This is a genomic window from Rhodococcus sp. BH4 (assembly GCF_002079265.1).
GTDB classification, from domain to species: domain Bacteria; phylum Actinomycetota; class Actinomycetes; order Mycobacteriales; family Mycobacteriaceae; genus Rhodococcus_F; species Rhodococcus_F qingshengii.
Window position 1 is genome coordinate 345791 of sequence record NZ_CP014942.1, and the last position, 12060, is coordinate 357850.

At 60.1% G+C, this 12060-nt stretch carries 15 protein-coding genes and 2 pseudogenes; 13 read left to right on the forward strand and 4 right to left on the reverse strand.

Annotated features, from left to right (window positions below; all coding sequences use genetic code 11):
- Positions 1 to 21 precede the first annotated feature (21 nt).
- The 4 genes and pseudogenes from A0W34_RS33545 to A0W34_RS30955 form a co-directional block, all read left to right on the forward strand.
- Positions 22 to 270 (forward strand): annotated as a pseudogene (locus A0W34_RS33545) (NAD(P)-dependent oxidoreductase); the annotation flags it as partial.
- Positions 271 to 738, forward strand: a complete 468-nt coding sequence (locus tag A0W34_RS33550; RefSeq protein WP_232330094.1) for an imine reductase family protein — start codon at positions 271 to 273, stop codon at positions 736 to 738. It begins immediately after the preceding pseudogene.
- A 19-nt stretch (positions 739 to 757) separates the two neighbouring features.
- On the forward strand, positions 758 to 1639 hold the full coding sequence (locus tag A0W34_RS30950; RefSeq protein WP_037126477.1) for a phytanoyl-CoA dioxygenase family protein: 882 nt from the start codon (positions 758 to 760) through the stop codon (positions 1637 to 1639).
- Positions 1640 to 2104: 465 nt separating this feature from the next.
- Positions 2105 to 2854: a GAF and ANTAR domain-containing protein gene (locus A0W34_RS30955; RefSeq protein ID WP_042445282.1), complete on the forward strand. Its 750-nt coding sequence runs from the start codon at positions 2105 to 2107 to the stop codon at positions 2852 to 2854.
- A 108-nt stretch (positions 2855 to 2962) separates the two neighbouring features.
- Here the strand turns inward: A0W34_RS30955 and A0W34_RS30960 are convergent, their stop codons facing one another.
- Positions 2963 to 3730, reverse strand: coding sequence for a GAF and ANTAR domain-containing protein (locus tag A0W34_RS30960; protein ID WP_198035741.1), 768 nt, complete (start codon positions 3728 to 3730; stop codon positions 2963 to 2965).
- Positions 3731 to 3906: 176 nt separating this feature from the next.
- On the opposite strand from A0W34_RS30960, the gene A0W34_RS30965 reads away from it, so the two are divergent.
- The gene (locus A0W34_RS30965; RefSeq protein ID WP_198035742.1) at positions 3907 to 4647 is read left to right on the forward strand and encodes a GAF and ANTAR domain-containing protein; all 741 of its coding nucleotides are present in this window, start codon (positions 3907 to 3909) and stop codon (positions 4645 to 4647) included.
- A gap of 58 nt (positions 4648 to 4705) precedes the next feature.
- Positions 4706 to 5404, forward strand: coding sequence for a hypothetical protein (locus tag A0W34_RS30970; protein WP_063315321.1), 699 nt, complete (start codon positions 4706 to 4708; stop codon positions 5402 to 5404).
- 193 nt (positions 5405 to 5597) lie between these two features.
- Here A0W34_RS30970 and A0W34_RS30975 read toward each other — a convergent pair whose 3' ends face one another.
- Together A0W34_RS30975 and A0W34_RS30980 are read right to left on the reverse strand one after the other, a co-directional pair.
- Positions 5598 to 5798, reverse strand: coding sequence for a hypothetical protein (locus A0W34_RS30975; RefSeq protein WP_054781736.1), 201 nt, complete (start codon positions 5796 to 5798; stop codon positions 5598 to 5600).
- Between the two features lie 27 nt (positions 5799 to 5825).
- Positions 5826 to 6170 carry a MerR family transcriptional regulator gene (locus A0W34_RS30980; protein ID WP_054781737.1) on the reverse strand — a complete coding sequence of 115 codons (345 nt, stop codon included), beginning with the start codon at positions 6168 to 6170 and terminating at the stop codon, positions 5826 to 5828.
- Positions 6171 to 6334: 164 nt separating this feature from the next.
- Between A0W34_RS30980 and A0W34_RS30985 the strand changes: the two genes are divergently transcribed.
- The 6 genes from A0W34_RS30985 to A0W34_RS31005 all read left to right on the forward strand — a co-directional run bounded on the left by A0W34_RS30985 (position 6335) and on the right by A0W34_RS31005 (position 9652).
- Complete coding sequence (locus A0W34_RS30985; protein WP_054781738.1) at positions 6335 to 6793, forward strand: Hsp20/alpha crystallin family protein; 459 nt, start codon at positions 6335 to 6337, stop codon at positions 6791 to 6793.
- The gene (locus A0W34_RS30990) at positions 6790 to 7176 is read left to right on the forward strand and encodes a hypothetical protein (RefSeq protein WP_081559281.1); all 387 of its coding nucleotides are present in this window, start codon (positions 6790 to 6792) and stop codon (positions 7174 to 7176) included. Before A0W34_RS30985 ends, A0W34_RS30990 begins: the two co-directional genes overlap by 4 nt.
- 303 nt (positions 7177 to 7479) lie before the next feature.
- Entirely contained in the window at positions 7480 to 7731 is a 252-nt protein-coding gene (locus A0W34_RS30995) for a hypothetical protein (RefSeq protein WP_054828088.1), read from the forward strand.
- 62 nt (positions 7732 to 7793) lie between these two features.
- Positions 7794 to 7955 (forward strand): hypothetical protein, encoded by a 162-nt coding sequence (locus A0W34_RS32945; RefSeq protein WP_156665952.1) that lies wholly within the window; start codon positions 7794 to 7796, stop codon positions 7953 to 7955.
- A 904-nt stretch (positions 7956 to 8859) separates the two neighbouring features.
- Complete coding sequence (locus A0W34_RS31000; protein WP_054828087.1) at positions 8860 to 9048, forward strand: hypothetical protein; 189 nt, start codon at positions 8860 to 8862, stop codon at positions 9046 to 9048.
- 46 nt (positions 9049 to 9094) lie between these two features.
- A complete protein-coding gene (locus A0W34_RS31005) occupies positions 9095 to 9652 on the forward strand; it encodes a type 1 glutamine amidotransferase domain-containing protein (RefSeq protein ID WP_064688370.1) in 558 nt (185 codons plus the stop codon).
- A 118-nt stretch (positions 9653 to 9770) separates the two neighbouring features.
- Here the strand turns inward: A0W34_RS31005 and A0W34_RS31010 are convergent.
- A pseudogene (locus tag A0W34_RS31010) lies at positions 9771 to 10262 on the reverse strand (polyketide cyclase).
- Positions 10263 to 11087: 825 nt separating this feature from the next.
- On the opposite strand from A0W34_RS31010, the gene A0W34_RS33700 reads away from it, so the two are divergent.
- Positions 11088 to 11222, forward strand: a complete 135-nt coding sequence (locus A0W34_RS33700; protein WP_256521188.1) for a hypothetical protein — start codon at positions 11088 to 11090, stop codon at positions 11220 to 11222.
- The last annotated feature ends 838 nt before the right edge of the window (positions 11223 to 12060 follow it).

Here is a 12060-nt window from a genome sequence, read left to right on the forward strand (position 1 = left end):
GCCGAATCTCCACAATCTGCGATTGCGGCCAGCCCGCTAATCGTCATCAGTCTCCTGAACTACGAGATCGCCAAAGATGTCGTTACAGAAGCAGATTCGATTGCCGGAAAAATCATCGTCAACACCGCAACCGGTACGCCGGAGGAAGCGAACCAGTTCGCCGAGTGGATCGCAGGGCGAGGCGCTCGGTACCTCGACGGAGCCATAGCTGCATACCCGGAGGACATCGGAACCGAAAGTTCAGGGATCAACTATTCCGGAGACGAGGACGTGTGGGAGGACGTCCAGAGCCTTCTGACACCCATCGCCGCCCAATCACGATATGTCGGAGCCCGTCCCGGTGCCGCCAACGTGATCGACGCGGCCATGGCAGGCGCATTCTTCAACGTCGCGCTCGGTGCCTTCCACGAAGCAGCAGCGTACGTGCGGTCCGAGGACGTCGCGATCGCGGAGATGCGCCACAGTTTGCACCTGTGGACCGACAAACTTCTCGAACTCCTTCACGAAGCACTCAAAGCGTTCGAATCCGGAGAGTACGAGACCGATCAGGCAACCTTGAACGTATACGCAGCCGCAGTAGAAGCCTGGCAACAATCGATGCAGCGAGCAGGCCAACGCGCCGCTCTGATGACGGCGAATCTCGACAACTTGCAACGTGCATGCGCAGCCGGACACGGGGACAAGGGCATCTTCGCCCAAATCGAAACACTCTCCGCCAACCCTCAATCCGCAATCTAAGGAGACATCAATGACAACCATGGCCAATCACCTCACCGCCCTGCCCTCGACAACAACAGTCGACGAGATCGTCGACGTGATCCACCGCGACGGCGGTGTCATCGTCGAAGATTTCCTCGACACCCCCCAGCTCGACGAGCTGCGCGCCCAACTTGGCCCCGTCCTTGAAAGCACCGGCTACGGAGAAGACGAATTCTTCGCCGGAACCCAAACGCGAAGAGCAGGAGGGCTGTTCGGTCGGATCGACCTCATGCCCGAGATCGCGCTCCACCCGCTCTACTACGGGGCCGCCAAGAAGATCCTTCAGGTGCCCCTGTCCGTCTGGGTCGGAGACGACCAGATCGAAATCACGCCTGATATCCAGATCGGTGTCACTCAGGCAATCGAAATCCACCCAGGGCAGGGTGCCCAGCGTCTCCATCGAGACGACACGAGCTTTCTGTGGCGCCACCCCGACTACGGACGCGAGGGCCGACTGCAGATCATGGTGGCGGTCAGCGATTTCACAGCAGAAAACGGCGGCACCCTCGTCATACCCGGAAGCCATCGGTGGGACGACCAACGAGGCCCGAAACAAGCCGAAGCGGCGCCGACCGTAATGCGGGCCGGTGCTGCCCTCATCTGGACCGGTTCTACGTACCACGGCGGTGGTAACAACTCGTCCGAGGCGCCACGGACCGGCTTGACGATGGCATTCGACCTCGCCTGCTTACGTCAGGAAGAGAACCAATACCTGTCAATCCCGCGTGAAAAACTGCTTGATCTTTCCGAAGAGGTACAGCGACTGCTCGGCTGGGGGTCCGGAGCGAACCTGATGGGTTACGTCGAACGGGGCGGTCAGATGATCGACGCACACGTTCTCCTCGAAAACGGCGCCGTCGAACTCCCGACTGCCCGCTGAACCCTCGATCCTGCACGTCGCTTGCCACCCGCAACCCAACTCGCTCAGTAGTTTCTGGGGTTCGAATCGAGAAATAGCCCGTAGCGTGACCGTCTGCGTGCCATCCGTAAACCTGCTGGTGGTCAAGCAGATACGGGAAGACTGGTGGAAATCGCTGGACTGGCCGGGCGCGAGGAGGGCCATTATTGGCAGCAAAGTGATGGGTCTCCACGAGTGGTTCGGCGATTTTTTTGCGGGATCCGGCTCCCGCTAACGAGTTCGGGTGTAGCAGTCGTCCGCTGGACGCCGGTACCCCTCACCGCTGGTGAACCCTCCCTTTTTTGGTTGCCGGTCTGGCGGGCCCCGCCATGGGTTTGGCGGTGGCGTGTTCGGGCATTCGTGAGTTGTTGACAAGTGGAGATCGGGGTTTTGCCGTTTTTCGTCGTGTGCCGTCACGGTCTCGTGGGAGTGCGTGTGAGGTGTGGGATGGATGTCGTACGAAGCGCTGCTGTCGGTGATGGGTGGTTTCCTCCGCTCGATGCGGCTGCCGAAGCGTTGCAGGATCTGTATCGGGTGTTGAATCCGGCCGGTCACATCGAGAAGTATCTGAACCGGTTGTGTGAGCATGCGGTGGAGTTGATCGAGGATGCGGACATGGCGGGGGTGACGGTTCTCGATGAGGAGGGTGCTGCGTCGACGGCGGCGCGCACGTCCCGTGAGGTCGTCATGGTGGACGAGCTGCAGTATCGGTCGTGGGCGGGTCCGTGTATCGAGGCCGCGGAGAGCGAGCAGATCGTGGTGGCGGACCGCACGACTGCCAGTGAGCGGTGGCCGGGTCTGGCGTCCGAGGCCCGGCGATTCGGGGTGCAGAGTTTCCTGTCGATTCCGTTGCCTGCGCTCGAGCCCGGGGTGCGTGCGGGTGCGGTCAACGTGTACGGCAGCCGTGCGGACGGGTTCGCTCGTTCTGAGGTGGCGTTGATGAATTTGTTCACCACTGCCGCTGGGTATGCGATCGGCAGTACCGAACGTTACCGGGGTGCCCGGCAGTTGGCTCTGCAGCTCGAGCGTGCTCTCGATTCGCGGGCGGTGATCGATCAGGCGAAGGGGGTGTTGATGGCGGTGCACGGTGTCGATGCGGATGGGGCGTTCGCGATGTTGGTCGAGACGTCTCAACGCACCAACACGAAACTGCGGGCGGTGGCAGAGGATCTGCTGGCGAGTGTGCGCATCACCTAGAGATGACGAGGCCCCGCGAACGCGGCGATGGTGAGCTCTCCCGCCTATCGACGGCACGCCGCTTCGTGCCGTCGCAGCGTCCTGACCGGTCGATCGGAAGCTCTAGCTCTATGTGCGTTCGTCATCGGCTGAAATGATCATCTGACGTGCAACGTCCAGTAAATCCCTGGACTCACGACGTGCTGAAGCCTGGAGTTCGGAAAGCGCGGTCTCGGGGTCTGTATCTCGGCGGATCATCAAGATTCCGACTGCTCGTTCGATGTCGGCACGTGAGGCGATTCCTCGGCGCAGGGCGTTGGCGGCACGTTCGAGTCGATGGTCTGTTGCGATGGCATCGAGCCCCGCTCCCAGATATTCGGCGATGACGACGACGAGATCACGGTCCCGGTCCGTCTCTGCCACCGCTGAATGCGAGTACAGGTTCAGCGACCCGACCGGCACGTCGTAGTTGAACAGTGGTACCGCGAGAAAACCTTCCAATCCGGCGTTGCGCGCAGCAATACCGAGAGTGGGCCACCGTGTACCTAACTGCTCGACCGACATTCGGACCGACCGACCCGTACGCGATGCTGACAGGCAGGGTCCGTCACCGAGGAGATATTGCGTGCGATCGAATTCTTCTACACGTTCATCGGTAGGGGCGACGGTGAACGGTTCGCTGTCCAGGGATGCCGTGACACCGGCGTGATCAACACCGACAACCAACTCGACGGCGGCGATCGTGCATCGAATCATCAACTCCACGACTTGATCCGGGGAATCAGCCGGTATGGAGAGAGATTGTTCGAGGCGATCGATGAGTCGCGGCTCGCGACCCTGTGCTCGTACGAAGGCGGCCGACGGTCGCGCGCGCGGATGAGTACTGTCGAAGGTCATGATTTCTTGCCCGATCCGCGCGGTGGAAGTGGTCCACCAACGAAAAGTGGCACCGACGCGGCCGACTCGGCCGCGCGCCTGAGAAGTACCTCTATTCGGTAATCTCGACTTTACGCCGGATCGGAGTGACCAGGCGCCGTGTGTGTCCCGTGAAGGCGACTGAGGAGGTGCGTCCTGTGAATGCAGATCCGAGAGGAAGTCAGGACACCCCCGAATTTCCCGACGAATCCGAAAGTGAGAGAGGGCGCCGCGCATCAGTCGAGTTGCCGATGACCGCGAAACTGTGTCGACAGTGTTTGAGGCTGGCGGAAGTTCACGGGGCGGCGATCACGGTGCTCAGCAGCTCTTCGTCGAGGGAATTGATGTACGCGACGGACTCGGTGGCACAACATCTCGACGAACTACAGTTCACCGGCGGTGACGGTCCGTGCGTTGATGCATTCACAACTGAGCGACCGATGTTCTGCAACGACACTTCCAGTGATTCTGCCAATGACATCTGGCCGGGGTTTGCCAGCGAGGCAGACAAAGCCGGTGTCGGATCGGTGTTCGCCTTTCCGCTCAGGGGCGGAGGTGATGTCTTCGGTGTGCTCGAACTGTACCGTCTCGATCCCATTGGCCTCGACGACGAGCAGATCGAATTGGCGACTGCGAGTGCCGCTGCGATTTCGATGGCGATTCTTGCCGAACTTCCTGTCACCGGTGATCTGGACGCCGGGATGCTCGTCAATGCCTTTCACCGACCCGAGGTGAACCAGGCAGTCGGGATGATCGCGATCCAACTTCGTGTCTCGGTCGAAGAGTCACTTTCTCGGCTTCGAGCCGCCGCGTACTCCTCGGGGAGGCCGATCTGGGAGATCGCCGCAGATGTCGTGAATCGGCGGACCCGATTCACACACGGCGGTGACGACGGATGACACCTGATTCGGAAAGATCGCGCAACGTCTCTGCAGTACTTGACGATGGGAGCCCAGGATGAACACCCCCGCAATACAATTGAGCATTGCCGAGGTGACTCATCTTCTCACCACCGACTTCGATTCCCTGCGTGTACTCGAGACGATCGTTGAGCGATCGAGACAGAATCTGAGCGGTGTGTGGTGCGCCCTCGTGGTGCGAAACGGGGAGCAAGGTTATCTCGATGTGTTGGTGGAGTCGGCAAATGCCGAGTTCGTTCCCGACCGGACTCTTGCCATATCGGGTCCGGCTGCGCTGAGCGCTGAGAGCGGAGCGGTTGTGATGGTCGACAGCTTCAAAGACGTGGGGGAGCGGTGGCGGAAATTCGGTCGCTCAGGACTCGAACAAGGACTGGGCGGGTGCCGCTGCTTTCCGATGAGGTTGGGTCGGACATCGCTCGGATCACTCGTGGTCTTCACTCACGATTCGTGGCACAGCGCGGAGCGTAGTAATGCATACGGGCAGTCGATGGCAGATTTGGCCGCTCTGACTCTGTCCACGGACAGTCGTCAGGATCGTCATTCGCAGGTGGTGACGGCGGTCAAGAAGCTGATCGCGGTCCGCGGCGACGTGGAACAGGCAGTCGGCATGATCGCCGAACTCGACGGTATTTCGATCGAACTCGCAACTGCACGGTTGGCGGAGAACGCGCGGCGACGAGGGATCAGCGCCGGGGCGTACTCGTCGTTGGTGTTGGCGAACCCGGATGCCCGGTGAGGTAGAGCCTCCTAGGTGGTACGAGCATGAAGTGATCCTTTCCGGGAAGTTTTCGTATCGTATGCACTCTCGGATCCGGTCGTGCAGTCGTTCTCGAAAGAGCTGTTAGACAACGTATTCGGATACAGAGATGCCTCGGGTCGGCAGGGCGGTCGTTGCCCGGTTGGTGTAGTGCACCGGCGGACAGGGAATTTCAGCGTTCGTCGTCGAGGGGGGCGGGTGTCGATTGTTCGAGCAGATCTCCCTCGGGCGTCGGCCATGGGGTGTCGAGTTCAGTGGTGAGGGCTTCGAGGTCGACGGCATCCACTGCATTCGGGTCGGCTGGGATGGTTTGTTCGAGGTAGTCGGTGTCGGGTGTCGCGTCGAGGGCTGAGCGAATGCGGTTGTCTTCCATGGCGGTGGTCCTTTCTCTGTCGGGCGATCACGGACGTTTCTCCGTGTCGTGTGTGTTTTTCCGGCGTAGGTGGGCGTTGTCTGCGCGTAGCCGGGTGTTGTCGCGGCGTAGTAGGGCGGTGCTGTCTTCGAGCTCGAGGACTCGTTTGATGCCGACGAGGTTGATGCCGTCGGCGATGAGTTCTGTGATGCGGCCCAGACGAGTAAGGTCCTCGTCGTTGTAGCGGCGGGTACCGCCGCGGGTGCGGGCGGGGGTGATCAGGCCGTACTGTTCGTAGAGTCGCAGCGTGCCGGCGGTGAATCCGGAGAGCTCCGATGTCACCGAGATCGCGTACAGGCCAGGGGGTTCGGCGATAGCGGGGTTGCGCGCCATGATGGTCCTCCCATCAAAGAAATTTCGATATCTGCGGGCAAGCTCTTGATCCGATGTGTGTTTGATGATATACCAAATCTACAGCATCTACTGTAGAAGTTCGGTGGATGCGGTGGTGGTAGTCAGTGAACGGTTCCAGTGACTTTTCCTGGAGGTGACCGAAAATGTTGATGCGCACCGATCCTTTCCGTGACCTTGACCGCCTGACCCGACAGCTGTTGGGTACTGCGTCGCAGCCGGCGGTGATGCCGATGGATGCATGGCAGGAAGGTGAGCAGTTCGTCGTCGAGTTCGATCTTCCCGGTATGGACCCGGATTCACTCGACCTCGATGTGGACCGCAACGTGGTGACGGTGCACGCCGAGCGGCCGGTTCGCGCCGGCGAGGCGGAGATGATTGCCGCTGAGCGCCCGCGCGGGGTATTCAGTCGTCAACTGTTCCTGGGTGAGAACCTCGACACCGACAATATCGAGGCCGGCTACGACGCGGGCGTGCTGAGGTTGACGATCCCGCTCGCGGAGCGGGCCAAGCCCCGCAAGATCGAGATCAGCAGCGCCGGGAACAGCAACGGGAGCAGCAAGGAGGTGGGCCACAAGCAGGAGAGCAAGCAGATCGATGCGTGAACAGCACGCCGGAACAGTCCGCAGTCCACAACAGCAGGTTTCGAGAGGGTGCAGCGACAATGACTGGGGTCGATGATGTCGAGATCGACCGCATCGCCGAGGATGAGCGTGAAGTAGCCGGCAGGGGTCGGCGCGGCGACTCGGAGTGGGAGAGGCTGGGTATCCACCTCTGGCACGAACTGGAATATGCTGCCGTGGTGGAGGATTCGGATCGGATTCTCGCCGATGCACTCACTCCGGCGGCGTGGGTGTTGCTCACCCGGATTGCCGGCTGCACCCTCGACCCCGGCTTGGTGGCCCCGCCGATCATGATGTCCCGCTATACGTATCGGGTTCCGGTGATGCGGCCTCGGGCGACCCAACGCTCCCCTCCACAGGGTTAGGGGCGTGGGCGGGCTTCTCGTTGCCCGGCCCTCGACGGCGCAGCGGGGGACCCTCGGGTGTGAGGACTTGCGGGCAGGGTCCGCGGGTTCTTGTGCGGTGGTTGCCGAGACGCTCACACACTGTGACGTCTTCTGCGAATACCCGGTAGGTAGTGGGTACAGGCCTTGGACGGTGAAGAGTGCGAGAAGTGTGACCGGCTCGGCAATCACCTTTTCCGGCGCGCAGCGTGAACGCGCACCGTGCAGAGTTTCGTCCGAACACAATGTCTACGATCTATTTTCGACAAACGGTGAGGTTGCGTGATGGAACGGTACAGGTTCACGTTCGCGGACGGATCGACCGCCGAGGAGTTCTTCGATTCGGACAACGAGGCGATCGTGGCGGCGACGGCAGCCAACGGCGGCAGCAGTGGGGGATTGCATGTCCAGCGCTACGACCACCTCGGGGCGTTGTTGCCCACGAAACTGCCTCCCGGCGGGCACCGGGGAACACGGTGTTTACGAAGCAGTAGGGCGAGTCCGGTTCCGGATTCGGCGAGGGGTGGCCCGGTGTGAGGTGTTTAGGGGTGAATGGGCTGGGTAACAGGAGGGGAGACGGTGCGAAGGAGTAAAAACGCATGGATGTCAGTGACCTCGATGTGGTGGTGTGGCCCGTATCCGAGGAACGTGAAGCGTGGTGGCGCGAGATCGTCGGAGGCGGTAGAGATGGCCTGTCAGCGGCGATGACCCGGAATCGGCCCGGCGAGGACACGCCCCCGAGGGTTCTGCACGCGGCGTAAAAGTCGAAAGCCCACCTGCCGCTGTGGGCGGATGGCTGTGGTGTGTCTGCCGTCGGAGGTCGGAAGTTTCTATCGGGAATCTGTCGAGCGCGCAGGCGGAGTCGAGTAGCGTGTCCTTCCTTGCTTGCAAGGGCATGCAGAGCCCGACTGGTCGTTACTGACGAATAGCCAGACGGGCCATTTGTCTTCTCCCGATGTCATTGAACGGTGGCCGCATGAGGGGAGGTCGTGGCGCGGCGGCGAGGGTGGGCGAGATTGTCGAACTGTCTGGTATATCAAATCTGCAGTATCTACCTTAGAAATTGGCTGGTGCGGCGTCGACTCGAATGGTCGGGCACCAGACTTCTTCGTAGGTGCGCTACTGCGGTGCAAAAGGGCGCCGGAATGTCGAAAGACTGTGCCTACAAGACTGTTTCGCGTTGACGATGACCTCGTGTGGCAAGAGATGTCGGAGAACTGTCGTGTGCCAAGGAGTCCACGGCCTCCGCAAGGGGCGAATCGAAGCCCACTGCGTTTCGCGGCATGACCGCGGGCTGACTGCCGGTCCCACAGAAGGGTGGAAACACGGTGCTGAACATTGTTCTGTTGCTTGTGATGCTGAGTATCGGCATGGGTGTGGTGATGTGTCTGGACTTCCGATGGCTTCGCTCTTCGGCTCGAGATGATCGTCGACGGTTTGCGTATCGGCGAGATACGGGGATCCCCAAGTCGTAAATCTACTTCTGACGGCTCAGGTCGCATACCATCGACCTCTCTGATCGCCTCGCGCACTTCGTGTGTGAACCGTACAGTCGGCGTACGACGCGTGGGTTCAGCGCCTGACCGTCCGTGGTGCCGGTACGGGTTGATACGCCGTCGTCGCGGTCGATGATTGAAGAAGCATCGGCTGGGGAAGCCGACCCGAATGGCTACTTACAGAGTGATCAATCCTGCAGGCGACGTCACCGCGACGCGCGACATCGACAGCGCTGACGATGCGCATGCCTGGTTCGTCGATGCCCGCGCCGACAACTCGGAACTGGGATGGCGCATGGAAGTCCAGCATGACGGTGAATGGTCGTTTTTCGACGACACCGAGGGCGCATCCAGCTGAGCAGTCGCTCGACTGTTGTGACGAAGATGAGGGAGGACGTTCAAGCATGAGTCGACTACTCGCAGGAAAGAAGGTGGCATTCCTCGTGGCGACGGAGGGAGTCGAACAAATCGAGTTGACGGACCCGTGGGATGCGTTGGTTGCCGAACACGCTCAGCCGTCGATTGTTTCGACAAAATCCGGAACCGTGCAGGCATTCAATCATCTCGACAAGGCTGACATCTTCGACGTGGATGCGGTGGTCGAGTCGGCGAAGTCGTCGGAGTACGACGCTCTCGTCCTGCCTGGCGGTGTGGCCAACCCCGACTTTCTTCGTGTGAATCCAGGGGCGGTGGCGTTCGCCCGGAGTTTCTTCGATGCCGGGAAGCCTGTCGCAGTGATCTGCCACGGACCGTGGACGCTGGTCGAAGCCGGCGTGGTCGGTGGTCGTACGCTGACGTCGTGGCCTAGTTTGCGTACCGACATTACGAACGCGGGCGGCGCGTGGGTTGACGAAGAAGTGGTCGTTTGTACTTCAGGACCGAATACCTTGATATCGAGCCGCAACCCCGATGATCTGCCGGCGTTCTGCGCGAAGCTGATCGACACAGTCGCGACAACCTGACTCACCGGCGAGGAGCCCGTGACGGAAAGGAGTACTCCTCGCCCTTCCACAACGGATGATTCAGGCGTGGTCTTGGCTCGAAGGGTTGTTGTCGGTCGTACCCGGCTTTCGAACCGGGTCAGCGCGGGTAACCTCTGGCTACGGTGCGTGCAGGGTGCCGAGCGTGGCTTCGAGAGATCCTTCGGCGATGGCGGGAAAGATTCCTGCTTGCCGCCAGATTGGATCGATATCGGACCAGTCGCAGTACGAGGTCACGAGGGAACTGCGGCCGTTGACGGCCGGCTCGATCCGATATCCATAGACGTGCCCGATCGGCGGCCGGACTGTTCCGAGGATGGTTCATGCTGGTTTGCGTTGGGGGACAAAGGTTTTGATCGTCACTGGACGTCGTACTGTCCCATGGGTAGGTCACCCGGGGCTTCGCGATCCATGTGGACCACGAAATTCGTCGCGGGCCGCGGTCACGAGTTCGCCATCTGCGCCCATCAGCATTCCGGATCCGTCGATGGCGACGTGCCCTTGAGGGCCGCAGGGGGTCGCGAAGATCGATGCGGGGTCGGCACGGATGGGTGCGCTGTACTTCGATCCGTTCGCTAGTTTTGTGGCGAATGCTGCCTTGTTGCCGATCGGTTGGCGAGGTTTCTCTCGTTCGGTGGGTGCATTCATCGGCTTCGGTCGGCGAGGGAGTGATGCGTGGACATGTCGGATGCTGGCGTCCACGTGCCGAACGGTTTGGGCAATACTGAGCGGGGTAGGTGCTCGTCGTGGAGTCTTCGCGAATACTCGTGGAGAGCGTGGGTAGTCGACCGTGTGGATCTCGGGTGACTGATGTAGAACCGCTGGCGGATCGAGTCGACTCGTGAGCGGTGCTCGAAGAAAGAACGTGCAGAGAGCTTCGCGATAATCCAGTCGCCGGAAACAATTCCATTCGCCGAAGAACCTGGCCATGGCACTGGGCGGTGAGCTGGGGGAGCTGTATGTCGAAATCGGACCACTGTTGGTCCAGCCTCGTTTGCCTCTGAACTCTGCACCCGTGGACAATGGGACGCAACGAAAATGGGGATCTCCCTTCTTTGAGGTACTGGTGGGCGTCGTTGTCGAACGCATTCTGTGGAACTTAAGTACTAATGCATCCCTTGTTGAGTTGCCGAAACTACGACTTAAGTCGGAACAATTGAGATAAATCGCGAAAACTGGCACGAGTTCTAAAACACTGTCTACGGTTACATCCACATCGTGATCGCTCGGCCCCAGATCCCGTCCTTCGGGTGACGGAAATTCTTACCGGCGACATGCGACTGTCCGTTGCGAAGGAGTGGTAAATGTTAGTTCCGTTCTTGCAGGCGATTCTGAATTTCGCCTACGGATCAATCGATGCCGGTGGGGCCGTTATCGACGGGCTCACTGGAATCTCGAGCGAATAGGAGGATGTGAGATGAATTCATCTGATGTGGGTTCGGTTTCGGCACTCTTGCCCATGATGCTGACTGCTTTCAAGTCCATCATCACGATGCCCGTTGCGCTCTCCGTGGACTTCGGTCTCGACGTCCCGTTCAATCCGTTCAAATAGTGTAGGGGGTAGAAATGGGTTCCTTGGAAGATGTTTTCGGTCTTTTCACCGGGTCACTGTCAGCGATCCACGTCAGCTTCTTCGAGATGCTGACTGCATTGTCGAGTGACGGATGGGTGAAGGAATGACCTTCCGATCCGACTACTCGCGGCTTAAGGAGGTGAGTATCTAATGCTTTTTTCCTTCTTGAGTAATGCTCTGGGTTCGCTTCGAGATGTCAGCGGCTTGGCGGTGATGGGAAGCATGATGATTCCCTCGTTCAGCGCGGAATAACTTGATATGCGGATCGGCTCGTCGATAGGTGACGAGCCGACCCGCATTTTCTGTTGCGATGAAGATCTGAAAAAGCCGACACCCGGCTTTGATCCGAGGTATCGACCTGCGTTCAGCAGAAGACGCTGAGCGAACCAATTGCCGGGTTCTGCTTGGCTGGCCGGCATCTCCGACGGTGCCGGCGGCGACTGAAAGTTCTTGAATGGAGTGGATAACGTCCATTGTCAGTTCGGAACTGCAACTGGTTTGGATACTCCTATTGGTGTCAAGTATCTTGTGCAAGTTACTCTTTCAGTCCTGCGCGGTAGCGTGATGCGGACTCGTAGTTCGGTTTGGTGGCTCGCTCCGCCCGCGAGATCGTCGTCAGAGGGACGTAGAAATGATCGTCGACGGACTGCATGGACAGGCCCCTGTTGGGCCGGATCGGCCGACGACCGTCGGTGCTCTGAGCTGTCGGCGGATCGACAACATGTAGATCTCACGGGCAGTGTGATGTTTGAGTCATCGCTGAATCTTCGCCGGCGATTTCCCTTCCACTGGTCGACGCGCGACGTAGGTGCGCTAT